This is a genomic window from Magnetospirillum sp. (genome assembly GCA_027532905.1).
Taxonomy (GTDB): domain Bacteria; phylum Pseudomonadota; class Alphaproteobacteria; order CACIAM-22H2; family CACIAM-22H2; genus Tagaea.
Genome location: JAPZUA010000007.1, coordinates 39,043 through 59,294, shown reverse-complemented (window position 1 = coordinate 59,294; position 20,252 = coordinate 39,043). Strand labels below are relative to the sequence as shown.

The following is a 20,252-nucleotide window of genomic DNA, read 5'->3' as shown; positions in this document are numbered from 1 at the left end:
CGCCGTTTGGCGCAACTGCATCGAAGCTTTACCTTCCCGTAAGGGGATAGTTTATGCTCCGCTTCGGTGTCGTTCGGCCAGCGTCTTTTGAAGGAAAAATACGATGAATATCGGCGAAGTTGCGGCGGCAACCGGGATGACTGCCAAGTCGATCCGCTACTACGAATCGGTCGGGCTCGTGGCCCCGGCGGCGCGCGGCCAAAACAACTACCGCGCCTATGGGGCGCGCGAAATGGCCGAATTGCGCTTTGTGCACCGGGCGCGCTCGCTCGGCTTCTCCGTTAAGGACGTGGCCGATCTTCTGGCGCTGTGGCGCGACCGCAGCCGCGCAAGCCAGCAAGTCCATGCGATGGCGGTTTCTCATATGGCGGCAATCGAGCAAAAGATCGCCAGTCTCGAGACCATGAAAGCGACGTTGCAGACGCTGCTGCGGCGCTGCCACAACGACGACCGGCCGGACTGCCCGATCCTCGACGATCTGGCGCGCTAGTCGGGCGCCGAATCGCGCTATAATTTCCCGATGGCCCGCCGTCCTTCGCCTGCAGCAAGGGGATTCGCCCGCGATTTTGGAATCGCGGCTCTCGTTGCGATTCCGCTGATCGCGGCGAGTGCTGGCGCCTATATCTATTGGCAGGCGGCCACGCTTGCGCCGGACGCGCCCGAGCCCGTCACGGTCGCATTGGCGGGCGTGAGCGAAACGGGCGACGCCGAGCCTGCGGCGGCACCGCGCACCCAGGTTCGCGCGCCGGCACCGGCGCCAGCAGCCGAAACCGTCGTGCCGTTTTTCGAGATCGTGCGCGTGGGCGCACCGGCCGCTCTGAGCCCGGTTGTGGCTGCACCTGCGCCAGCACCTGCCGCCGCGCCGCGCGCCAGCGACGCCGGTTGGGAAGCGCGCGCCGTGCGTCCGCCGCAGATCCGCGCTGGTGCTTGGATTGCGATCGTGATCGACGATCTCGGTGTGGATGCGGCGCGCGCCGCACGTACGATGGCGTTGCCGGGCCCGCTGACGCTGTCGTTTCTGAGCTACGCGCCCGACCTTGCCGAGCAAGGGCGCCAGGGCCGTGCGGCGGGGCACGAGATTCTGCTGCATCTGCCGATGGAGCCGGAGGGGCGCGACAATCCGGGGCCGGGCGCTTTGTTCGTGCGCATGTCGGCCGACGACATCCGCGCCCGCACCGCAAATGCGCTCGACCGGTTGCCCACCGCGGTCGGCCTCAACAACCATATGGGCAGCCGCTTCACGCGCGATCCCGCAGCGCTCGCACCGGTGCTGCAGGAGATCGCCGCGCGTGGACTTTTGTTCTTGGACAGCCGCACGACCGGCAATTCGGCGGGCAGTGCGGTCGCACAGTCGTTCGGCGTGGCGCATGCGGTGCGCGACGTGTTTCTCGACAACGAGATCGAAGCGGGGGCCGTGCGCAAGCAGCTGGCCGAACTCGAGCGCGTCGCCAATCGGCGCGGCACTGCGGTCGCGATCGGCCATCCGCACGACGCGACGCTCGAAGCGCTCGCCGCCTGGATCCCGACCATGAATTCGCGCGGCCTGCAGCTGGTTCCGGTGTCGGCCGTCGTGCGCCAGCAGCGCCAAGCGCCCGCGAGCCCCAATCTTGCCCCTGTCGCCCTGGCACCCGTTGCCGCGCGCGAGACGGCATCCACAATGCCGTCGCCGTCGCAGACACGGGCTGCGACCGTCACGCGCGCCATCCCCGAACCCGCAGCCGCAACCGGAGAACCGCCGTGGAAACGATATCCTACCGAGTGACCGGCATGACCTGCGGCGGCTGCGCACGCGCGATGACGCGTGCACTCACTGCTCAAGGTGCGACAGCGCCCGCCGAGATCGATCTGGCGCAAAGTCGCGTGACGGTCGCCGGCCTCGACGACCGCCAGGTGCAGGCGGCCGCCGAGGCGGCTGGCTTCGTCTATGTCGGACGGACGGCCTAGACCTAGCCGTTGCGCACGCGGCCGAGGAACTCGCCGACATTGCCGCGCAGATCGTTCGACTGTGCCGTGAGGCGGTCTGCGGTCTGCAGCACTTTGAGCGCGTTGTCGCCGGTCTGGGTTGCGGCTTTCGTGACGCCCGCAATGTTCGACGACACTTCGGACGTGCCGGCTGCCGCCTGCTGAACGTTGCGCGCGATTTCCTGCGTGGCGGCCCCTTGCTCTTCGACCGCCGAGGCGATGCCGGCGGAAATGCCGCTGATCTCTTCGATCGTCTTGGCGATGCGCGCCAGCGAGTCGACCGAATGTTTGGTCGCCTCTTGGATCGCCCCCACTTGGGCGGCGATGTCGCCGGTCGCTTTGGCGGTTTGGTTCGCGAGATTCTTGACCTCGGAGGCCACGACCGCAAAACCCTTGCCCGCTTCGCCCGCGCGTGCCGCCTCGATCGTTGCGTTGAGGGCCAGAAGATTCGTCTGGCCCGCGATCGCCTGGATGAGGTTGACGACCGAGCCGATCTTCTGTCCGGCGTCGGCGAGTTGCTTCACAAGTGCGTTGGTTTCCTGCGCCTGCGCCACGGCCTGGCGCGAGATCGTCGAAGCGTGGCTGACTTGGCGGCTGATCTCCTGAATCGAAGCCGAAAGCTCTTCGGCCGCGCTTGCGACCGTCTGCACGTTCGTCGAGGCTTCTTCGGCTGCGGCGGCAACGACGGTCGTCTGGCGCTGCGTTTCTTCGGCCGCCGCCGCCATCGTCTGGGCGGCGCCTTTCATCTCCTCGGCCGAGCCGCCGACACCGTCCACGACCTTCAGCACGCTACCTTCGAAATTGTCGGCAAGGCCGTTCAGCTTGGTCGTGAAGTTCGCTTTGCCCTCTTCGATATAGATCGAGATCGCGTAGTCCATGTCGAGCATGATCGCTTTGATGAGCGCCTTGGCGGCAACGGTGCCTTCCGCCGGCTTCTTGCGGTACATCTCGAAAAGCAGGCCCATCAGTTCGCCCATCGCGAGCGCGTAGCCCGCAATGTACCAGCGCGGCTCGAGTCCGATGCGCTCGTGCGTGCGCCCGATTCGCTGAACGCGCCCGACATAGGCGTCGTCGAAACTGCCGTGGAACATCGTAAGCCAGTGTTTTGCCTGCTCGGTGCGCGCATGGTCCACGCCCATCTGGCCGTGGAACATCGACATCAAGTTCGGATAGTTCTCGATATGGCCGTAGAACTTGGTCAGGACCTTCTGGATATTGGCCTCGATCGTCGGGCGGATGGCGCGCAGCGCAGCTGAGTCCGCCTCGCGGAAATCGATGAAACGCAGCCGTTCGTTCAGGTTTTCGTTTTGCATCGACATGGGCGATCCTCCATATTTTGTACATATTTATTGATGTACAAAACGGAGCATGCGCCGAATCAATTAAGAGACCTTTAAGGTCCCGCTAGGGTCCCCGCGTAAAAACGTCGCAGTCGGTTTTTCCAGTTAATTGAGGCGTTCGACGACGCTGCGGTTGATCGTGACGCCGAATTTCTGGCGCAAGGCTTGGTTGTACTCTGTCGAAAGATCGGCGGCCATTTCGCGGGCGAGCTGCGCGCGCAGCGCCGCAAGGCCGGCCGGGTCGGCCGCCGGATCGGCCGCGACGACGTCGCCGGTGCGCACGACGAACTGGCCGTCGATGCCGGCGGCAAGGCCGGTCTGGCCGGGCTTGAGCGCGAACAAGCGTGCCGCGACCGCACTGGGAACGGACGCGTTGTTGCCGGTGCGCAGCACGGCCGGCACGGCTTCGACGCGCAGATTGAAGCGCAACGACGCCGCCTCGAGCGTTTCGCCCGCTGCTGTTGCAGCGACGATTTCGCGCGCGCGCGCAAGCGCACGTTCGGCCTGGCGCTCGGCCTTCCACACCGCGGCGACCTCTTCTTTGACGCTGTCGAAGGGGCGGCGCTGGGCCGGCGTGGCGCCGTCCACATGCAGAAGATAGAAGCCGCCGCCGCGCGTTTCGATCAATTGGCTTTCGCGGCCGACCAGCGTGTCGAAGGTCGCACGTACCGCTTCGGGCGCGCCCGCGAACAGCGCCACGGGTGCACCCTTGTCGTCGAGGCCGCGCGCATCGACGGCCGCGATCTTCACGACGGTGGCACCGGCATTGGCGGCGGCCTCGTCGAGTGCGCGGCCGCGCGTGACCTGGTCTTCGAGGCGATTGGCGATCTCGAAGGCTTTTTCGGCCGCCAAGCGTTGGCGCAGGGCGGGCTCGATGCGTGCGCGCACGCTTTCAAGCGTGGCTTGCGTGCCGGGCTCGATGCGCACGATCTGCAGCACATGCCAGCCGAACGGCGTGCGCACGGGCCCCACGACGGCACCGGATGCCGCCTCGAACACGGCCGCACCGATCGCGGGCAGCGTTTCGTTGCGCGCCACAAGGCCGAGCCCGATGCGGTCGGGCGACTGGCCGGGCGTTTCGGCGGCGACAGCATCGAAGCTCTTGCCGCCCGCGATCGCGGCGGCTGCCGCCTGGGCTGCTTCTTGGTTGTCGAACAGCATCTGCTTGAGCTCGCGTTGTTCGGGCTGTTCGAATTCGCCGCGGCGCTGCTCGAACTCGGCGGCCAGCGCCTTTTCGTCGACCGTCACTTGCGCGGCGACGTCGTCGGCCGCCACGCGCACCACGGAAAGGGCGCGATATTCAGGCGCCGTGAAGCGCGCGCCGTTGGCTTCGTAGGTTTGCGCCAGGTCGGCGTCGGACGGCGTGCCGACATCCTCGAACGCGGCGTTGGCCACGAACACGCGGTCGCCGCCGCGCTTTTCGTTGCGGTGGCGATAGAGCGTTTCGGCCAGCACAAGCGGGGCCTGCACGCCCGCTTCGACCGCCTCGCGCAGCTGGCTGCGCACAATGTCGGCGCGCACGAGCTCGATATAGCGCTGTTCGGTGAAGCCGTTGTCGAACAGCAGGCGCTGGAACAGGAAACGGTCGAACTGGCCGCCGGGGCCGCGGAAATTGGGGTCGCTCGCGATGCGCTGGCGCACGATCGCGTCGCTGGCCACGAGGCCCAAGCGTGCCGCCTCCGCATCGAGGGCGGCTTCGGCCGCGAGCCGGTCGACCGTCTGGTCGAGCAAACCGAACTGGCGCAGCATCGCCTCGTCGATCTCCACCCCGAAGGCGCGGCGCAGGCGCTCGCGCGCCTGGCGGTATTCGGCATCGACCTGCTGGATCGGGATCTTGCGCGATCCGACCGTGATGGCCGTGTCGTCGCCCGAGCGCAGGAACGCGTAGTCGCCAATACCCCAGGCGGCGAAGCTGACGATCAACATGCCGAACAGCAGTTTGAAAATCGTGCCGGAGGCTTTTTCGCGGATGAATTGCAGCATGGGCGGGCAACAGGTCCAATATGAGGGGCAGCGGGAAAGCGGGGGAGAATAGGGCCGCACGATCCCCCCCGCAACCCTTGCGAAAACCACGCAAAACCCTTACCCAACCCGTCGCCCGACACGCCGTTCGTCCCTGTTGCGAGAGCCCCGCCGATGCGAGCCCCCCGAAAACTCGTTGCCGGAAATTGGAAGATGAACGGCCGCAAGGCCGATGCGGTCGCCCTTGCGGCGGCGATCGCGGCGTTGCCGACGGCCGAGCGTGCCGAGATTCTCGTCTGCCCGCCCTTTGTCCATCTGGTTTCGGTTGCGGACGCTTTGTCCGGCAGTGCCGTGCAACTGGGCGCGCAGGATTGCCACGCAGCAGCGGCCGGTGCCCATACCGGCGACGTTGCCGCCGAGATGTTGGTGGAACTCGGCTGCCGCTATGCGATCGTCGGGCATTCCGAGCGGCGTGCCAATCACCGCGAGAGCGATGCCGACGTGAACGCCAAGATCGCCGCCGCGTGGCGCGCGGGCCTGTGCGCGATCGCATGCGTGGGCGAGACCTTGGCCGAGCGCGATGCCGGTACCACGCTTGAAATCGTTGGGCGCCAGCTGGCGGGATCGCTGCCGGATCAGGCGACCGCCGCCAACCTCGTGGTTGCCTACGAGCCCGTTTGGGCGATCGGCACGGGCCGCACGCCGACCACGGCACAGGTGGCCGAAGTCCACGCCGCAATCCGTGCGGCGTTGGTTTCGCGCTTTGCCGACGGGGCCGCGATGCGCATTCTCTACGGCGGCTCGGTCAACGACAAAAACGCCGCCGAGCTGATGGCGGTCGCCAATGTCGACGGCGCGCTCGTGGGCGGCGCATCGCTCAAACCCGACGCGTTTGCCGCGATCGTCGCGGCAGCAGGCTGACAGGAGGACGGAACATGGACCCGATCGACGCCGATCTCGACGCGATTTCCGCCGCCGTACAGACCTATCTCGACGGGCTCTACGAGGCCGATGCCGACAAACTCGAAAGCGTGTTTCATCCGACCTGCGTGCTTACGCATGTCACGCCCGAGGGCCTGCAGACGATCCCGCGCGACACGTGGCTCGCGGCCGTGCGCACGCGCCGCTCGTCCAAAGACCAAGGGCTTGGCCGCTACGACCGCATTCTGCTGCTCGACCGTATCGGGCCGACGATGGCGCTCGTGAAACTCAACTGCGCCATCCCGCCGCGGTTTTTCACCGACCTGCTGGCATTCCTCAAAATCGACGGGCGCTGGCAGGTGGCGCAGAAGGTCTTCGAGACCGAGTGGCGCACCTGACGGCTAGCCCGGCAGGCGACCCGCATAAAGCGTTTCGAGTTTCGCGTAGCGCGGCCAGAAGGCGGCGGGTTCGTACCCGGCAAGCCGGTCGCGCAGAATGTCGGTATGCGTGTGCCAGCCGGCCGATACGCCGAGCAGCATGCCGCGGCTCGTAACGCGCCGATGTTCGATCGTAAGGCGCGTGCCCGCACCCTCGGCTGCAAGTTCTAAGCGTATGCGCGAGGCATCGGCGGCGGTTCCCCAATCGACGACCAGCAGATGGGGCGCTTCGCTTGCGACCACGCGCCAGACGAGCGTTGTCGGGCCGCCCTGCGTTGCCGGGTTGGGCGGCACGTTGTCGGGTGTGGGCGTCAGTTTCGTGTTATCGATCGCAAGTTCGACCGTAGCGCCGGGCCGCAGCTCCATGGCGCCAGCGCCGAGCCAGGTTGCGCGCAGATCGGACTGCGTTAGGTATGCCCAAACGCGTTCGACCGTGCCCGGCAGCAAGCGCGTGAGGCGCAGCATTTCCGGCTCGTCGTGCGTGACGCGCGCGTCGTGGCCGTCGGCTAGGTTGGACTTCGTCATTTTTTTCTCCTGCGCTTGGGCGGCGGGCTCTCGGCGCGCAAAGCGGCTTCGAGCGCGTCGAGACTGCGGTTCCAGAACTGTTCGTAGTGGCGCAGCCATTCGAGGCCCGCATGCATGGGGCCGACATCGAGGCTGCAAAGATGCGTGCGGCCTTGCACCGCGCGCCGCAGCAGGCCGGCGTTTTCGAGCACTTTGATGTGCTTGGAGGCGGCGGCGAGCGAAATTTCAAAGGGTTCGGCGAGTTCGCCCACGCTGCACGCACCCGCCGAAAGACGTTGCAGGATCGCGCGCCGCGTTGGGTCGGCGAGGGCGTGGAAAACCGTGTCGAGGGCGTCTTTATGTTCAACCATATTGTTGAATATAAAGACGGCCCCGCAGATCTTCAACCATTTTGTTGAATGTCTGCAGGGCCACCCTTAGGCGCACTCTATTTGAGATCGAACACCAACAGCTCGCTTTCGCCCGCCACGCCCGTCAGCGTCACGCGCATCGCGTCGGTGACGGCCGCACCGTCGCCTTCGGCAAGCGTGGTGCCGTCGAGATCGATCGAGCCGCGCGCGACCTGCACCCAGGCCGCACGGCCTGCGGCGAGATCGAGTGCCACGCTTTTGCCGGCATCAAGCAGGCTTGCGTACATGCTTGCACCCGAATGCGTGGGCAGCGAACCGTCGATCCCGTCCGGCGACACGACGAGGGCAAGCTTGTTGCGCTTGTCGGCGGGCGCAAACAGTTTCTGACCATAGCGCGGCGTGTGGCCGTTGTGGTCGGGCAGCAGCCAGATCTGCAGGAAATGCACTGGTGCGGCTTTGTCGGCGTTGAACTCCGAATGCATAATGCCGGTACCCGCACTCATCGCCTGCACTTCGCCCGCTTTAAGCGTTTCGACATTGCCCATCGAATCTTTGTGCGCCAGTGCTCCCTCGAGCACGTAGGAGACGATTTCCATGTCGCGATGGCCGTGCGTGTCGAAGCCCGTCCCCGGCGCCACGCGGTCTTCGTTGATGACGCGCAAGCCCCGGAAGCCCATATGGTTCGGATCGTAGTAGCCGCCGAACGAGAAGCTGTGGCGGCTCTGCAGCCAGCCGAAATCGACGGGCCCGCGCTGGGCGGACGGCCGCACGACGATTTTGGGTGTCGCAAGCGGGGCGGTTTTGAGGGTCGCAGTCATGGCAAGCGCTCCTTTAGGGTGGGGGCTGTGTGGTTGGAGGGGCCGAAATTGGCCGCCTCTGTTGCAGTTAAGATAGGGGGGCGGCATTCGAATAACAATTATGCCATTTTTTGATTTTTTGTTTCGTTTCAGTTAACAATTATCCGCTGCCAAGGCTGGATTTCCGGCCAAGATCGCGTTAGACCTACGCCGCTTTTGGTCCCGTATCTTTATTCGAGGCAATGCCCCATGGAATTGGTTCTGACGGTCATCCATCTGCTGATCGCGATCGCGCTGGTCGGCGTTGTGCTGGTCCAGCGCAGCGAAGGCGGCGGCCTTGGCATGGGCGGCTCGTCGGGCGGGGGCATGGGCGGCTTCATGTCGGCGCGCGGTACGGCCAATCTGCTGACTCGCACGACCGCGATCCTGGCCGGCGCTTTCATGCTGACCAGCATTGGGCTGGCCTTTTTCGCGGGCACGCATTCCTCGCGCACGGTCGATCCGCTCGAAGGGCCGATCCCGACGATTCCGGCAGCTCCCGCCATTCCGGCACCGCCCGTCGCGCGCTGAAGCTTCGGACTTGCGACTCCGCTAGGGCGGGCCACAAAGCCCGTCAATCGCGAAATTTTGTGCCGAAGCCCGATTTGCGGACGGTTCTGCTTGGGCTTGGGCACGGTTGGGGCTATAGGGGACGTCCATGACGCGGTTCATCTTCATCACCGGCGGCGTGGTGTCTTCGCTCGGCAAGGGGCTGGCTTCTGCGGCCCTCGGAGCGGTTCTTCAAGCGCGCGGCTACAAAGTGCGGCTGCGCAAGCTCGATCCCTACCTCAACGTCGATCCGGGCACGATGAGCCCGTACCAGCACGGCGAGTGCTACGTGACTGACGACGGGGCCGAGACCGATCTCGATCTCGGCCATTACGAGCGTTTCACGGGCGTGGCCTCGCGCCAGTCCGACAACATCACGACGGGCCGCATTTATTCCAACATCCTCGCGAAGGAACGCCGCGGCGATTTCCTGGGCGCCACCGTGCAGGTGATCCCGCACGTGACCGACGCGATCAAGGAGTTCGTGACGGCCGATCTCGACGACGTCGATTTCCTGCTCTGCGAAGTGGGCGGCACGGTGGGCGACATCGAAAGCCTGCCGTTCCTCGAAGCGATCCGCCAGCTCGGCAACGAGTTGGGTCGCGAGCGCGCCTGCTTCGTGCATCTCACGCTCGTGCCCTACATCGCGTCGGCGGGCGAGCTCAAGACCAAGCCCACCCAGCATTCGGTGCAGCAGCTGCAGTCGGTCGGCATACGCTGCGACATTCTTTTGTGCCGCTCGGAGCACGATCTGCCGGCTTCGGCGCGCAAGAAGATCGCGCTATTCTGCAATCTGCGCGAACAGGCTGTGATCCCGGCTCTCAACGCGAGTTCGATCTACGAAGTACCGATCGCCTACCATCGCGAAGGCTTCGATCGCGAAGTGCTGCGCCATTTCGGCCTGCCGCAGCCCGAGCCTGATCTCGGCCGCTGGACCGAAATCGTGCGCCGCCTGCAGCAGCCCGAGGGCGAAGTCGAAATCGCGATCGTCGGCAAATACACCGATCTGCTCGACGCGTACAAATCGCTCGCCGAAGCGCTCACGCATGGCGGCATTGCCAACAGCGTGCGCGTGAAGCTGAACTGGCTCGAAAGCGAACAGTTCGAGGGGCCGAATCCGAATTACGAACCGCTTGCGCAAGCGCACGCGATCCTCGTTCCCGGCGGCTTCGGCGAGCGCGGTGCCGAGGGCAAGATCCGCGCCGTGCGCTATGCGCGCGAAAAGCGCGTGCCCTATTTCGGCATCTGCTTCGGCATGCAGATGGCCTGCATCGAGGCGGCGCGCGATCTGTGCGGCATCGAAAACGCCAACACGACCGAATTCGGCGCCACGTCGGACCCGGTCGTGGGTCTGCTCACCGAATGGGTGCGCGGCAACGCGCTCGAGCAGCGCTCGGAAAACGACAACAAGGGCGGCACCATGCGCCTCGGCGCTTACGAGTGCGACCTTGCGGTGGGCAGCCACGTGGCCGAGATTTACGGTCGGCGCCGCATCCAAGAACGCCATCGCCATCGCTACGAAGTGAACATCAACTACAAAGACCGGCTCGAAAAAGCGGGCTTGCGCTTCTCGGGAATGTCGCCCGACGGCCAATTGCCCGAGATCGTCGAGATCCCCGACCATCCGTGGTTCGTGGGCGTGCAGTTCCACCCCGAACTCAAATCCAAACCCTTCGACCCGCATCCGCTGTTCACGAGCTTCGTCAAAGCCGCCGTGACGCAGAGCCGGTTGGTGTAGGACCACGCTCGCGCATGACCGCCCCCAAAACCGTTCCGCTCGGCAATTTCCAGATCGCCAACAACCGGCCCTTCGCGCTGATCGCTGGCCCTTGCGCGCTCGAGAGCCGCGCGCATGCGCTTGAGATGAGCCATGCTCTCGTCGAACTCACGGGCCGGCTCGGCATTCCGCTTATCTACAAAACCAGCTTCGACAAGGCGAACCGTACGTCGGTCAATTCGGCGCGTGGCATCGGCATGGAGAAGAGCCTGCCGATCCTCGTCGAGGTGCGCGAAAAATACGGCTGCCCGGTTCTGACCGACGTGCACACGGCCGAGCAATGCGCGCCGGTGGCCGAGGCCGTAGACGTGCTGCAGATCCCGGCCTTTCTGTGCCGCCAGACCGATCTTCTGCTGGCGGCGGGCGAAACGGGCCGCGTTGTCAACGTCAAGAAGGGCCAGTTCCTGGCCCCGTGGGACATGAAAAACGTCGTCGCCAAGATCGCGAGTACGGGCAACGACAAAGTCCTGCAGTGCGAGCGGGGAACGTCCTTCGGCTACAACACGCTGGTCTCGGACATGCGCGGCTTGCCGATCCTCGCTGAGAGCGGTTATCCCGTGGTGTTCGACGCCACGCACTCGGTGCAGCAGCCGGGCGGGCAGGGGACGACGTCGGGTGGGCAGCGCGAATTCGTTCCCGTGCTGGCGCGCGCCGCGATCGCCGTCGGCGTTGCGGCGGTGTTCATGGAAACCCACCAAGACCCCGACAAGGCGCCCTCCGACGGCCCCAATATGGTGCCGCTCAAGGAGATGGAAGTGATCCTCGCCGAGCTCAAGGAATACGACGCTATCGCCAAGCGGCGCGCTGCGCGTTAAGGTCATTGCCGAAATTTCTTGCCGGTTGGGGCAACCATGGACGTCGCGGTCACCATCCGAAACGACGTCGTCTACATGACGCAAAGTGGCGACTACGACGTCGGAGCGTATTTGCGCGCTGTCGCCGAGCTTCTGCGCATGCCCGACTATGTTTGTGGGATGCCGATCATCGTCGATGCGCGCGGCCTCACGACGCCAGCCTCCGGCCAGCAATTGCAGGCGGTGCGCACCGGCCTGGACGGTCCGCTGCTGCGCGATTTCAGGCCGCGCCGCTACGCGACCGTGAACACCTCTGCAGCGGGCCATCTTCAGACCAAGCTTGCTGCCACGCTGATCGCCGATCGCATCGGCGACGCGCCGGCCGATTTCGAGCTTCAGCATTTCCTCAGCGTCGAAGCGGCGGAAGACTGGTTGCGTGCTGCCTCTCGCGACTCTACGGCGTCGCCCGCCGAGGCGGACGCGCGGGTTTTGCCGCGCTCTTCAGAGTAGCTTTGAATTTGCGATCGCGCTTGAGGGCCGCCTCGCGCTTTTGGGCGGCGCTCTTGCTCGCATGTTCTTCCGCATGCACGAGCCGCCAGGGCCCGCGCCCGCGCGTGAATTTGGCCCCGCCGGGCTTTTCGCCGTTGTGCTGGGCGAGCCTGCGCGCCACGTCGGTTGCGTAGCCCGTGTAGATCGTGCGCGCCGAATTCATCAGCATGTAGACGAAATGGCCGCCCGTCATTTGCGCGCCGCGCGCACGACCTCGAGCGCAATGCCGGGCGCAACAAGCGCCAGCAGCGCTTCGGCCTGCACCGCATGGTCGATCGCGGCGGGGGCCGCGACGAGCACGGCACGCGCGATCGGCACGTGCTTTCTGCCGGCAAGATGGCGCAGAATAAGCGCTGCTTGCAGCGGCGGCAGGCTCGGATTGTAGGCGGCGTTTTCGGCGTAGCGGCCGGCAAACACGCTGTCGTCGGCCAATTGCAAAGCAAGCCCTGCATGGCCGCGCGTGTGCGGCGCGTAGCTGCGGCGCGCGGCGTCGCACGCAGCGGCAACGAGCGCATCGCCCGACGCGGCAAGCCGTGCGGGCGGTGCCGACATCGCCCCGTGTTTGCCGCCAAGATCGGCCGGGCCGAACGCATGGGGGAGCAGCTTGTCGATGCGCTGCGTGCGCGGCCCCACCGTCACGCTGAAGCGCTTGGCTTTGGGGGCGAGCGTTTCCCACAGAAACTGGCGGCAATGGCCGCACGGCATGGCGGTGACGACGAGGGCGGCAATGCCGGTCTCGCCGGCATGCCAAGCATTGGCAAACGCCGCCTGCTCGGCATGGATCGACTGGCCGATGGCCGCCCCCGGAAACTCGATATTGCCGCCGAGATAGACCCGCCCGGTCTTCGCGCCCACGAGGGCCGCACCCACGGTAAAGTTCGAGATCGGCGGATCGGCCAGCGTGCGTGCGCTCTGGGCCAAGCGGCGCAGGGCGGCCAAGTTCTTTTCGGGCGGCAAAACGGTGCGAATCTGCGCTTCGGTCATGATGCAATCCTAATGCAACAACGGCGGGCTTGTCCCGTCGCGGGCGGTCTGCTACGCCGTTGCCGCAACGCCATGGCAAAACCCGTCCCGACCGCGATTCTGTTCGATGTTTTCGGCACCTGCGTCGATTGGCGCACCTGCGTGGCGCGCGAAGTTGCGGCCATGGCGGCCGCCAAGGGGGTGACCCTCGATGCGCTCGCCTTCACCGACGCGTGGCGCGCAAATTATTCGCCGTCGATGGAAGTGGTGCGCAGCGGCAAGCGGCCTTACGTGCCGCTCGACGTGCTGCATCGCGAAACGCTGGTCACGCTGTGCGCGCAGTTCGGTCTGCCGCTGAGCGAGGCCGAGACCGACAATCTCAATTTCGCCTGGCACCGGCTCGATCCGTGGGCCGATACGGTGGTAGGCCTCGACCGCCTCGCGACCAAATTCATCCTGTCGCCGCTGTCGAACGGCAATGTGCGCTTGCTGGTCGACATGGCCAAGCGCGCCTCGCTGCCGTGGGACACGGTGCTGTCGACCGAAGTGTTCAAGGCCTACAAGCCGATGCCGCAGACCTATCTGGGAGCGGTCGAAATGCTCGGCTGCAAGCCGGGCGAGGTGATGCTGACGGCCGCACACAATGCCGATTTGCGCGCAGGTCAAGCACTCGGGCTGCTGACCGCCTTCATTCATCGCCCGACCGAATACGGGCCGGCCCAGAAGGCCGATCTGGGGCCCGAAGGCGACTGGACCTACATCGCGCGCGATCTCGAAGATTTGGCCGACCAGCTCGGCGTTTGACGACCAACCGGAGAGACTTTTCGCCATGACCGCCATCGCCAATATCCGTGCCCGCGAAATTCTGGACTCGCGCGGCAACCCGACCGTCGAAGTGGACGTGACGCTGGCGGACGGCACGCTCGGGCGCGCGGCAGTTCCTTCGGGCGCATCGACGGGGGCGCATGAGGCGGTCGAACTGCGCGACGGCGACAAGAAGCGCTATCTCGGTAAGGGTGTGTCGAAGGCCATCGCGGCCGTGAATGGCGAGTTGTTCGATGCACTCTCGGGCCTCGAGGTCGAAGAGCAGCTCAAGATCGACCGCACAATGATCGAACTCGACGGCACGCCCAACAAAGCGCGCTTGGGTGCCAATGCCATTCTAGGCGTGAGCCTCGCGGTCGCGAAGGCCGCCGCCCAGGCGGCCCATCTGCCGCTCTACCGCTATGTCGGCGGTGCGCGTGCGCACGTGCTGCCGGTTCCGATGATGAACATCATCAATGGCGGGGCGCATGCCGACAATCCGATCGACATCCAGGAATTCATGATCATGCCGGTCGGCGGTGCGACGTGCGCCGAAGCGATCCGCATCGGCGCGGAAGTTTTCCACGCGCTCAAAAAGCGTCTGTCCGATGCGGGGCTCGCGACGAATGTCGGCGACGAGGGCGGCTTTGCGCCCAATCTGCGCAGTGCCGACGAAGCGCTCGGTTTCATCGCGAAGTCCGTCGAAGCGGCAGGCTACAAGCTCGGGTCCGACGTGGTGCTGGCGCTGGACAGTGCCTCGACCGAATTCTTCAAGGACGGCAAATACGCGATGGAAGGCGAGGGCAAGACGCTCGACGCCGCCGGTATGGTCGCGTTCTACGCGGACCTCTGCAAACGCTATCCGATCGTGTCGATCGAAGACGGCATGGCCGAAGACGATTTCGATGGTTGGAAAGCGCTGACCGATGCGCTCGGCCGCAAGGTGCAGCTCGTCGGCGACGATCTGTTCGTGACGAACCCCAAGCGCCTCGCGATGGGTATTGGCAAAGGTCTCGCCAATTCGATCCTCGTCAAGGTCAACCAGATCGGCACGCTGTCCGAAACGCTCGAAGCGGTCGAGATGGCGCAGCGTGCCGGCTACACGGCCGTGATGTCGCACCGCTCCGGCGAGACCGAGGACGCGACGATTGCCGATCTTGCCGTTGCGACCAATTGCGGCCTCATCAAAACCGGCTCGCTGTCGCGCTCGGACCGGCTTGCCAAATACAACCAGCTGATCCGCATCGAGGAAAATCTCGGCTTTGAGGCGCGCTACGCAGGCCGGGCCGCACTGAAGGTCGGCTGAGAGGTTCTGCTTGCGCTGCGGCGCTCGATTGGTCACGATCCTTCGACACAAAACAGTCGTACAATACGACTTCGAAGGAGATCGCCAATGTCCGTCCAGCTTACGCGTCGCGCTGCTCTTGCCCTCACGGGTTCGTTTGCATTCGCCGGGTCGAGTGCTTTTGCCCAAGCCCCGGCCTTTTTCCGCATCGGCACGGGCGGCACGGCCGGCACCTACTATCCGATCGGCGGCCTGATCGCCAACGCGATCTCGACACCGCCGCAGGTGATTTCGACGGCCGTGGCGAGCAACGGGTCGGTCGCCAACGTGAACGCGATCGTTAGCGGTGCGGCTGAGTCCGGCTTCACCCAGGCCGATGTCGCCTTCTGGGCCTATAGCGGCACCGGGATTTTCGAAGGCAAGCCGCGCATCCAAGAGCTGCGCTCGATCGCCAATCTCTATCCTGAGTCCGTTCATCTCGTGGTGCGCAAGGCCTCGAACGTGAAGAGCTTCGCCGATCTGCGCGGCAAAAAGGTTTCGCTCGACGAGCCGGGCTCGGGCACGCTCGTGAACGCGAAGGCCATCCTGGGTGCCTACGGCATCGGCGAGCGCGACGTGTCGGCCGAATATCTGAAGCCCAACCAAGCGGCCGAAAAAATGAAGGACGGCTCGGTCGATGCGTTCTTCTTCACCGGCGGCTATCCGGCGGCTGCGATCTCGGAACTCGCTTCGACGGGCTCGGGCATCGACATTCTGCCGATCGTGGGTGCGGGCGCCGAGAAGCTCACCAAGGATTTCCCGTTTTTTGCCGCCGACGAAATCCCGGCGGGGACGTACAAAGACGTCGGTGCCGTGAAGACCGTGGCAGTGGGTGCGCACTGGGTCACGTCGTCGAAGATCCCGGCAGCACTTGTCTATCTCGTGACCAAGGCGCTGTGGAGCGACAAGACGCGTGCGGCCCTCGATGCCGGCCACGCCAAGGGCAAGTCGATCCAGAAAGCCACCGCCTTGAGCGGCCTTTTGGGCGTACCGCTGCATGAAGGGGCTGCGCGCTTCTACAAAGAAGCGGGCTTGATGACGTAACGGCTGTTGTTTCTCGTTGCCCCTCCCTCGGCCCTTTCGTTGGACAGCCGGGGGAGGGGATCAAGGCGTTGCCCCGAACATGCACAAACAGCCGACCGTCGACGAACTCGCGCGCCTCGAAGAAGAACTCGATCCCGAGATGCAGTTCCGCAAACTGCCCGGCGGAACCGGGCTGTTTGTCGGCGCGTTGCTGCTAATCCTGTCGTTCTTCCACTACTACACGGCCGGGTTCGGGCTGCTGCGCGAGGTCACGCATCGCGGCATCCATCTTGCGTTCGTGCTGGGCCTCATCTTCCTGGTGTTTTCGGCACGTCACAGCGATGGGCGCACATTGCACGACGGCAGCTTGCTGCGCCCCGGCGGCATTCCGATCTACGACTGGCTAATGGCCGCCGCTGCGGCAATCTCAAGCCTCTACGTGCCGTATATTTTCGAAGACCTCGTGTTCCGCGTCGGCAACCCGTCGCCGCTCGACGTTGCGATGGGCTCGCTCACCGTTCTGCTGATGATCGAGGCCACGCGGCGTGCGATCGGCTGGGGTTTGCCGCTGATCGCCATGTTCGCGATGGTCTATGCAATTTTCGGTACGTGGTTCCCGGGCATCTTCCTGCATCCGGGTGCGACCTGGAGCACGCTTATCAACCATCTTTATCTCACGAGCCAGGGCGTGTACGGCGTGGCCTTGGGCGTGGTTGCCACATACGTGTTCCATTTCGTGCTGTTCGGCGTGCTCGCGACGCGCATCGGCCTTGGCCGGCTGTTCCTGGGCGTGGCGGCGGCGGGGGCCGGGCGCTTTGCCGGCGGTCCTGCGAAGATTTCGATTTTTGGCTCGGCAATGTTCGGCATGCTGTCGGGCTCGTCGGTGGCCAACACGGTGACGGTCGGTTCGCTCACCATCCCGATGATGATCCGGCTTGGCTACCAGCGGCATTTTGCCGCCGCCGTCGAATCGACCGCCGCGACCGGCGGGCAGATCACGCCGCCGATCATGGGTGCTGCCGCCTTCCTGATGGTCGAGTTTCTGAATCTGCCTTATTCGACCATCGTCATCGCCGCGATCTTCCCGGCCTTCGTGCATTTTTTTGGCGTGCTGATGCAGGTGCATTTCGAGGCCAAACGCTCGGGCATGCGCGGCCTCACCGATGCCGAAATCCCGAAACTGCGCGACGTGTTTGCGGAGGATTGGCCCGCTTTGGCGCCTTTGGTGGCGCTGGTGCTCGTGCTGTTCAACGGCTACACGCCATATCTCGCGGCGTTCTGGGGCATCACGGGTTGCCTCATCGTCGGCCTAGCACGGTGGCGCAGACCAACGGCCCTGGTGTTCGGGCTGTTCATGATCGTGGCGGCGCCCAGCGAGTTGCTCCGCGTGCCCGGCGTCAATTTCGCAGCCGCGTTGCTGTGCGCCGCCGCGATCGCGCACGGCATTTTGAGCCGCGGCACCGAGGGGCGACGCCTTGCCGCCGGGATTGTCGATGCCTTCGTGCTCGGCGCCAAATACGCGATCGGCGTGGGGGCGGCGGCGGCAACCGTCGGCATCATCGTTGGTGTGGTCACGCTGACGGGCGTGGGCTTCAAAATCTCGTGGATCGTCACGTCGTTGGCCGAGCAATGGGCGCGCGCACTCGTCGACATCTTGCCCATTGCCCTCGTCGAGGTGAAGGCCGCCACGCTGTTCTTCACGCTGCTGCTGACGGCGGTCGTGTGCATCATGCTGGGCTGCGGCGTGCCGACGACGGCGACCTACATCATCATGGTCACGGTCGCCACTCCGGCCCTGGGCATGCTGGGTGTGACACCGCTCGTCGCCCACTTCTTCGTTTTCTACTACGGCGTTCTGGCCGACATCACGCCGCCGGTGGCGATCGCCGCCTATGCAGGCGCGAGCATGGCGGGGGCCGATCCGTTCCGCACCGGCAACACGGCCTTCCGGCTCGCACTCGGCAAAATCATGGTGCCGTTCGTGTTCGTGTTCTCGCCTTCGATCCTGGTCATGGTGCCGGATTTCACGTGGCTCAAGTTCCTGATGGCGTCGTCGACATGCCTGGCGAGCGTCACGTTGCTGTCGGCGTCGTTCGCGGGCTGGATGCTCGCACCGCTCGCCAAATGGGAGCGGGTGCTGCTCGGCCTCGCTGCCTTGCCCATCATCGCGGGCTCGGCGTCGGGTGCCGCACTGGGAGCGGTGCTTGCGGCGCCTGTGCTATTTCGCCAATTTTTGGCGCGCCGCACGGGCACGGCACTTCCGGGCTAAACGAAAAACCCGAATCTTCTGAATCGCTTGGCGAGCGCTCCTTAATAAACGGTTGACGCGTCGAGTCGCTGCATGATTCGCTGCGAGTCGCGATGCGATTTGTGCCCGCCCTCATGCGAAGCCTGCAAGCCGCCGTGGGCCCCGTTTTGGGGTTCTGCGTGGTCGGGTATTTCGCCTATCACAGCTTCGAAGGCGAGCGGGGCATCTACGCCTATGTGCGTTTGGCCGAGCAGGTCGAGATCGCGCGCGCGCATCTCGACGACGTGCGCGCCGAGCGCGTCGCCCTCGAAAAACGCGTGGCGCTGATGCGTTCGGACTCGCTCGACCCCGACATGCTCGACGAGCAGACGCGGGCACTTCTCAATTTCACGCGCCCCGACGAACTCGTGATCTTGGAAGCGCCCGCCAATCGCCGCTGATCGCGTTTAAATGTCGGCGATCGTCAGCTGGGTCTGCGTGCCGAGCCCGTCGATGCCGAGTTTCATCGTCTGGCCCGCCTTCAGATAGACTTGCGGCTTCTGGCCCATGCCCACGCCCGGCGGCGTGCCTGTCGAGATCACGTCGCCCGGATGGAGCGTGAAGAATTTCGACAGATACGCGACCAGGAACGCAACGCCGTAGACCATCGTCTTGGTGCTGCCGTTCTGGTAGCGCTTGCCGTCCACGTCGAGCCACATGCCGAGCGCTTGCGGGTCGGGGATTTCATCCTTGGTCACGAGCCACGGGCCCGTGGGGCCGAACGTGTCGCAGCCTTTGCCCTTGTCCCATTGGCCCGCGCGCTCGATCTGGAACTCGCGCTCCGACACGTCGTTGATCACGCAATAGCCCGCGACATGGTCGAGCGCTTTGGCTTCGTCGATGTATTTGCCGGCCGTACCGATCACCACGCCGAGCTCGACTTCCCAATCGGTCTTGATCGAACCACGCGGAATGATCACGGCGTCGTTGGGGCCGCATACCGCACTCGTGGCTTTGAGGAACAGCACCGGCTCCGGCGGTACGGTCAGGCCCGATTCTGCCGCATGGTCGGCATAGTTGAGGCCGATGCAGATGAATTTGCCGATCCCCGACACACATGCGCCCAAGCGCGGATTGCCCGCCACGAGCGGCAGGCTGGCGGGATCGATTTTGGCAAGCCGGGCAAGGCCGGCCGGCGACAGGGTTTCGCCAGCAATGTCGTGGCAGACTTGCGACAGATCGCGCAGCTGGCCTTTGGCATCGAGCATGCCGGGCTTTTCGTGGCCCGGGTTGCCGTATCGCAGCAATTTCATGGTGGAGTCTCTCCCGCTTTTTTTGTCGTGACGGGCGAGACGTTAGCACCGGATGTGTACAAACGAAAACAGCCGATGCGCGGGTTTCCGCGCATCGGCCGTTCGTGGCGTTCGGATTTGCTTCAGGCGGCCTTGGGCGCACCGATCTCGGGCAGGAAGGGCAGGCGCACGGCGTACGCACCCGCACCCAGCAAGGCCTGCACGACCAGCAGCACCGTCCAAAGCGCCGGGAACTCCCAGCCGCCATTGGCTGCCGAGAACACCCAGCCATTGGGCAGATGCACGAGCAGGGCGCCGAGCATGATCGGGATCAAGGCGGCTGAGACGAGGCGCACTTGGATGCCCGCGATCAAAGCGGCACCGCCGAGCAATTCGCCGCCGACGACGAGATAGGCGACGATGGCGGGATAGCCGATCGATTCGAAAAAGCCGACCGTACCGGGCATCGTGAAGACGAAAAGCTTGAGGCCCGCATGGGCGAGAAACAGGACGCCCATGCTGACGCGCAGCAGGAGGGCGGCATAGGCGGCGTTGGCGGCATTGGCTGTGTCGTTCATCGGAAATCTCCGTTGGAAGTGGGTGTTGCGATGAACGGA

The 20,252-nt window shown here is 64.9% G+C and carries 23 protein-coding genes; 14 read left to right on the top strand and 9 right to left on the bottom strand.

Annotated elements, in window-relative coordinates; translation table 11 throughout:
* Positions 1–103 precede the first annotated feature (103 nt).
* The 3 genes from cueR to O9320_20020 are packed head-to-tail and all read left to right on the top strand — an operon-like array spanning position 104 to position 1,944.
* Entirely contained in the window at positions 104–490 is a 387-nt protein-coding gene (gene cueR / locus O9320_20030) for a Cu(I)-responsive transcriptional regulator (GenBank protein MCZ8313141.1), read from the top strand.
* 30 nt (positions 491–520) lie between these two features.
* Positions 521–1,762 (top strand): divergent polysaccharide deacetylase family protein, encoded by a 1,242-nt coding sequence (locus O9320_20025; GenBank protein MCZ8313140.1) that lies wholly within the window; start codon positions 521–523, stop codon positions 1,760–1,762.
* Positions 1,738–1,944, top strand: coding sequence for a heavy-metal-associated domain-containing protein (locus O9320_20020; GenBank protein ID MCZ8313139.1), 207 nt, complete (start codon positions 1,738–1,740; stop codon positions 1,942–1,944). The genes O9320_20025 and O9320_20020 overlap by 25 nt, the downstream gene beginning before the upstream one ends.
* Positions 1,945–1,946: 2 nt before the next feature.
* Here O9320_20020 and O9320_20015 read toward each other — a convergent pair whose 3' ends face one another.
* Positions 1,947–3,281 (bottom strand): globin-coupled sensor protein, encoded by a 1,335-nt coding sequence (locus O9320_20015; GenBank protein MCZ8313138.1) that lies wholly within the window; start codon positions 3,279–3,281, stop codon positions 1,947–1,949.
* A gap of 126 nt (positions 3,282–3,407) precedes the next feature.
* A complete protein-coding gene (locus tag O9320_20010; protein ID MCZ8313137.1) occupies positions 3,408–5,285 on the bottom strand; it encodes a SurA N-terminal domain-containing protein in 1,878 nt (625 codons plus the stop codon).
* Positions 5,286–5,438: 153 nt separating this feature from the next.
* Here O9320_20010 and tpiA point away from each other — a divergent pair, with 153 nt between their 5' ends.
* Both tpiA and O9320_20000 read left to right on the top strand, forming a co-directional pair.
* Complete coding sequence (gene tpiA, locus O9320_20005; GenBank protein ID MCZ8313136.1) at positions 5,439–6,185, top strand: triose-phosphate isomerase; 747 nt, start codon at positions 5,439–5,441, stop codon at positions 6,183–6,185.
* A gap of 14 nt (positions 6,186–6,199) precedes the next feature.
* A complete protein-coding gene (locus O9320_20000; GenBank protein ID MCZ8313135.1) occupies positions 6,200–6,583 on the top strand; it encodes a nuclear transport factor 2 family protein in 384 nt (127 codons plus the stop codon).
* A gap of 3 nt (positions 6,584–6,586) precedes the next feature.
* Here O9320_20000 and O9320_19995 read toward each other — a convergent pair whose 3' ends face one another.
* The 3 genes from O9320_19995 to O9320_19985 form a co-directional block, all read right to left on the bottom strand.
* Complete coding sequence (locus tag O9320_19995; protein MCZ8313134.1) at positions 6,587–7,147, bottom strand: SRPBCC family protein; 561 nt, start codon at positions 7,145–7,147, stop codon at positions 6,587–6,589.
* Positions 7,144–7,497 carry a metalloregulator ArsR/SmtB family transcription factor gene (locus O9320_19990; GenBank protein MCZ8313133.1) on the bottom strand — a complete coding sequence of 118 codons (354 nt, stop codon included), beginning with the start codon at positions 7,495–7,497 and terminating at the stop codon, positions 7,144–7,146. Before O9320_19990 ends, O9320_19995 begins: the two co-directional genes overlap by 4 nt.
* A gap of 77 nt (positions 7,498–7,574) precedes the next feature.
* Positions 7,575–8,315, bottom strand: coding sequence for a pirin family protein (locus O9320_19985; GenBank protein ID MCZ8313132.1), 741 nt, complete (start codon positions 8,313–8,315; stop codon positions 7,575–7,577).
* A 228-nt stretch (positions 8,316–8,543) separates the two neighbouring features.
* Here O9320_19985 and secG point away from each other — a divergent pair, with 228 nt between their 5' ends.
* The 4 genes from secG to O9320_19965 all read left to right on the top strand — a co-directional run bounded on the left by secG (position 8,544) and on the right by O9320_19965 (position 11,963).
* On the top strand, positions 8,544–8,864 hold the full coding sequence (gene secG / locus O9320_19980; protein MCZ8313131.1) for a preprotein translocase subunit SecG: 321 nt from the start codon (positions 8,544–8,546) through the stop codon (positions 8,862–8,864).
* 127 nt (positions 8,865–8,991) lie between these two features.
* A complete protein-coding gene (locus O9320_19975) occupies positions 8,992–10,620 on the top strand; it encodes a CTP synthase (protein ID MCZ8313130.1) in 1,629 nt (542 codons plus the stop codon).
* 14 nt (positions 10,621–10,634) lie between these two features.
* A complete protein-coding gene (gene kdsA / locus O9320_19970) occupies positions 10,635–11,474 on the top strand; it encodes a 3-deoxy-8-phosphooctulonate synthase (protein MCZ8313129.1) in 840 nt (279 codons plus the stop codon).
* Positions 11,475–11,510: 36 nt separating this feature from the next.
* Positions 11,511–11,963: a hypothetical protein gene (locus O9320_19965; GenBank protein MCZ8313128.1), complete on the top strand. Its 453-nt coding sequence runs from the start codon at positions 11,511–11,513 to the stop codon at positions 11,961–11,963.
* Here the strand turns inward: O9320_19965 and O9320_19960 are convergent.
* A complete protein-coding gene (locus O9320_19960) occupies positions 11,908–12,195 on the bottom strand; it encodes a GIY-YIG nuclease family protein (GenBank protein ID MCZ8313127.1) in 288 nt (95 codons plus the stop codon). The genes O9320_19965 and O9320_19960 overlap by 56 nt on opposite strands.
* Positions 12,192–12,986, bottom strand: a complete 795-nt coding sequence (gene cdd / locus O9320_19955; GenBank protein MCZ8313126.1) for a cytidine deaminase — start codon at positions 12,984–12,986, stop codon at positions 12,192–12,194. Before cdd ends, O9320_19960 begins: the two co-directional genes overlap by 4 nt.
* 72 nt (positions 12,987–13,058) lie before the next feature.
* On the opposite strand from cdd, the gene O9320_19950 reads away from it, so the two are divergent.
* The 5 genes from O9320_19950 (at position 13,059) to O9320_19930 (ending at position 18,804) form a co-directional block, all read left to right on the top strand.
* Positions 13,059–13,769 (top strand): haloacid dehalogenase type II, encoded by a 711-nt coding sequence (locus tag O9320_19950; GenBank protein MCZ8313125.1) that lies wholly within the window; start codon positions 13,059–13,061, stop codon positions 13,767–13,769.
* A 25-nt stretch (positions 13,770–13,794) separates the two neighbouring features.
* Positions 13,795–15,075, top strand: a complete 1,281-nt coding sequence (gene eno, locus O9320_19945; GenBank protein MCZ8313124.1) for a phosphopyruvate hydratase — start codon at positions 13,795–13,797, stop codon at positions 15,073–15,075.
* 87 nt (positions 15,076–15,162) lie between these two features.
* Positions 15,163–16,137: a TAXI family TRAP transporter solute-binding subunit gene (locus tag O9320_19940; protein MCZ8313123.1), complete on the top strand. Its 975-nt coding sequence runs from the start codon at positions 15,163–15,165 to the stop codon at positions 16,135–16,137.
* 79 nt (positions 16,138–16,216) lie between these two features.
* Positions 16,217–18,385, top strand: coding sequence for a TRAP transporter permease (locus O9320_19935; GenBank protein ID MCZ8313122.1), 2,169 nt, complete (start codon positions 16,217–16,219; stop codon positions 18,383–18,385).
* A 92-nt stretch (positions 18,386–18,477) separates the two neighbouring features.
* Positions 18,478–18,804, top strand: coding sequence for a septum formation initiator family protein (locus tag O9320_19930; GenBank protein ID MCZ8313121.1), 327 nt, complete (start codon positions 18,478–18,480; stop codon positions 18,802–18,804).
* A 6-nt stretch (positions 18,805–18,810) separates the two neighbouring features.
* On the opposite strand, the gene O9320_19925 is transcribed toward O9320_19930, so the two are convergent.
* Together O9320_19925 and O9320_19920 are read right to left on the bottom strand one after the other, a co-directional pair.
* Positions 18,811–19,656 carry an ureidoglycolate lyase gene (locus O9320_19925; protein MCZ8313120.1) on the bottom strand — a complete coding sequence of 282 codons (846 nt, stop codon included), beginning with the start codon at positions 19,654–19,656 and terminating at the stop codon, positions 18,811–18,813.
* A gap of 122 nt (positions 19,657–19,778) precedes the next feature.
* Positions 19,779–20,213 (bottom strand): DoxX family protein, encoded by a 435-nt coding sequence (locus O9320_19920; protein ID MCZ8313119.1) that lies wholly within the window; start codon positions 20,211–20,213, stop codon positions 19,779–19,781.
* Between the last annotated feature and the right edge of the window lie 39 nt (positions 20,214–20,252).

What these genes read in the sequence shown, in the direction of transcription:
- eno (MCZ8313124.1), top strand. Translation starts at nt 13,795, where the DNA reads ATGACCGCCATCGCCAATATCCGTGCCCGCGAAATTCTGGACTCGCGC.
- cdd (MCZ8313126.1), bottom strand. Translation starts at nt 12,986, where the DNA reads ATGACCGAAGCGCAGATTCGCACCGTTTTGCCGCCCGAAAAGAACTTG.
- cueR (MCZ8313141.1), top strand. Translation starts at nt 104, where the DNA reads ATGAATATCGGCGAAGTTGCGGCGGCAACCGGGATGACTGCCAAGTCG.
- O9320_19960 (MCZ8313127.1), bottom strand. Translation starts at nt 12,195, where the DNA reads ATGACGGGCGGCCATTTCGTCTACATGCTGATGAATTCGGCGCGCACG.
- O9320_20015 (MCZ8313138.1), bottom strand. Translation starts at nt 3,281, where the DNA reads ATGTCGATGCAAAACGAAAACCTGAACGAACGGCTGCGTTTCATCGAT.
- O9320_19920 (MCZ8313119.1), bottom strand. Translation starts at nt 20,213, where the DNA reads ATGAACGACACAGCCAATGCCGCCAACGCCGCCTATGCCGCCCTCCTG.
- O9320_19925 (MCZ8313120.1), bottom strand. Translation starts at nt 19,656, where the DNA reads ATGAAATTGCTGCGATACGGCAACCCGGGCCACGAAAAGCCCGGCATG.
- O9320_19935 (MCZ8313122.1), top strand. Translation starts at nt 16,217, where the DNA reads ATGCACAAACAGCCGACCGTCGACGAACTCGCGCGCCTCGAAGAAGAA.
- O9320_20000 (MCZ8313135.1), top strand. Translation starts at nt 6,200, where the DNA reads ATGGACCCGATCGACGCCGATCTCGACGCGATTTCCGCCGCCGTACAG.
- O9320_19995 (MCZ8313134.1), bottom strand. Translation starts at nt 7,147, where the DNA reads ATGACGAAGTCCAACCTAGCCGACGGCCACGACGCGCGCGTCACGCAC.
- O9320_20025 (MCZ8313140.1), top strand. Translation starts at nt 521, where the DNA reads ATGGCCCGCCGTCCTTCGCCTGCAGCAAGGGGATTCGCCCGCGATTTT.
- O9320_19985 (MCZ8313132.1), bottom strand. Translation starts at nt 8,315, where the DNA reads ATGACTGCGACCCTCAAAACCGCCCCGCTTGCGACACCCAAAATCGTC.
- kdsA (MCZ8313129.1), top strand. Translation starts at nt 10,635, where the DNA reads ATGACCGCCCCCAAAACCGTTCCGCTCGGCAATTTCCAGATCGCCAAC.
- O9320_19940 (MCZ8313123.1), top strand. Translation starts at nt 15,163, where the DNA reads ATGTCCGTCCAGCTTACGCGTCGCGCTGCTCTTGCCCTCACGGGTTCG.
- O9320_19965 (MCZ8313128.1), top strand. Translation starts at nt 11,511, where the DNA reads ATGGACGTCGCGGTCACCATCCGAAACGACGTCGTCTACATGACGCAA.
- secG (MCZ8313131.1), top strand. Translation starts at nt 8,544, where the DNA reads ATGGAATTGGTTCTGACGGTCATCCATCTGCTGATCGCGATCGCGCTG.
- tpiA (MCZ8313136.1), top strand. Translation starts at nt 5,439, where the DNA reads ATGCGAGCCCCCCGAAAACTCGTTGCCGGAAATTGGAAGATGAACGGC.
- O9320_19975 (MCZ8313130.1), top strand. Translation starts at nt 8,992, where the DNA reads ATGACGCGGTTCATCTTCATCACCGGCGGCGTGGTGTCTTCGCTCGGC.
- O9320_20010 (MCZ8313137.1), bottom strand. Translation starts at nt 5,285, where the DNA reads ATGCTGCAATTCATCCGCGAAAAAGCCTCCGGCACGATTTTCAAACTG.
- O9320_19950 (MCZ8313125.1), top strand. Translation starts at nt 13,059, where the DNA reads ATGGCAAAACCCGTCCCGACCGCGATTCTGTTCGATGTTTTCGGCACC.
- O9320_19930 (MCZ8313121.1), top strand. Translation starts at nt 18,478, where the DNA reads ATGCGATTTGTGCCCGCCCTCATGCGAAGCCTGCAAGCCGCCGTGGGC.
- O9320_19990 (MCZ8313133.1), bottom strand. Translation starts at nt 7,497, where the DNA reads ATGGTTGAACATAAAGACGCCCTCGACACGGTTTTCCACGCCCTCGCC.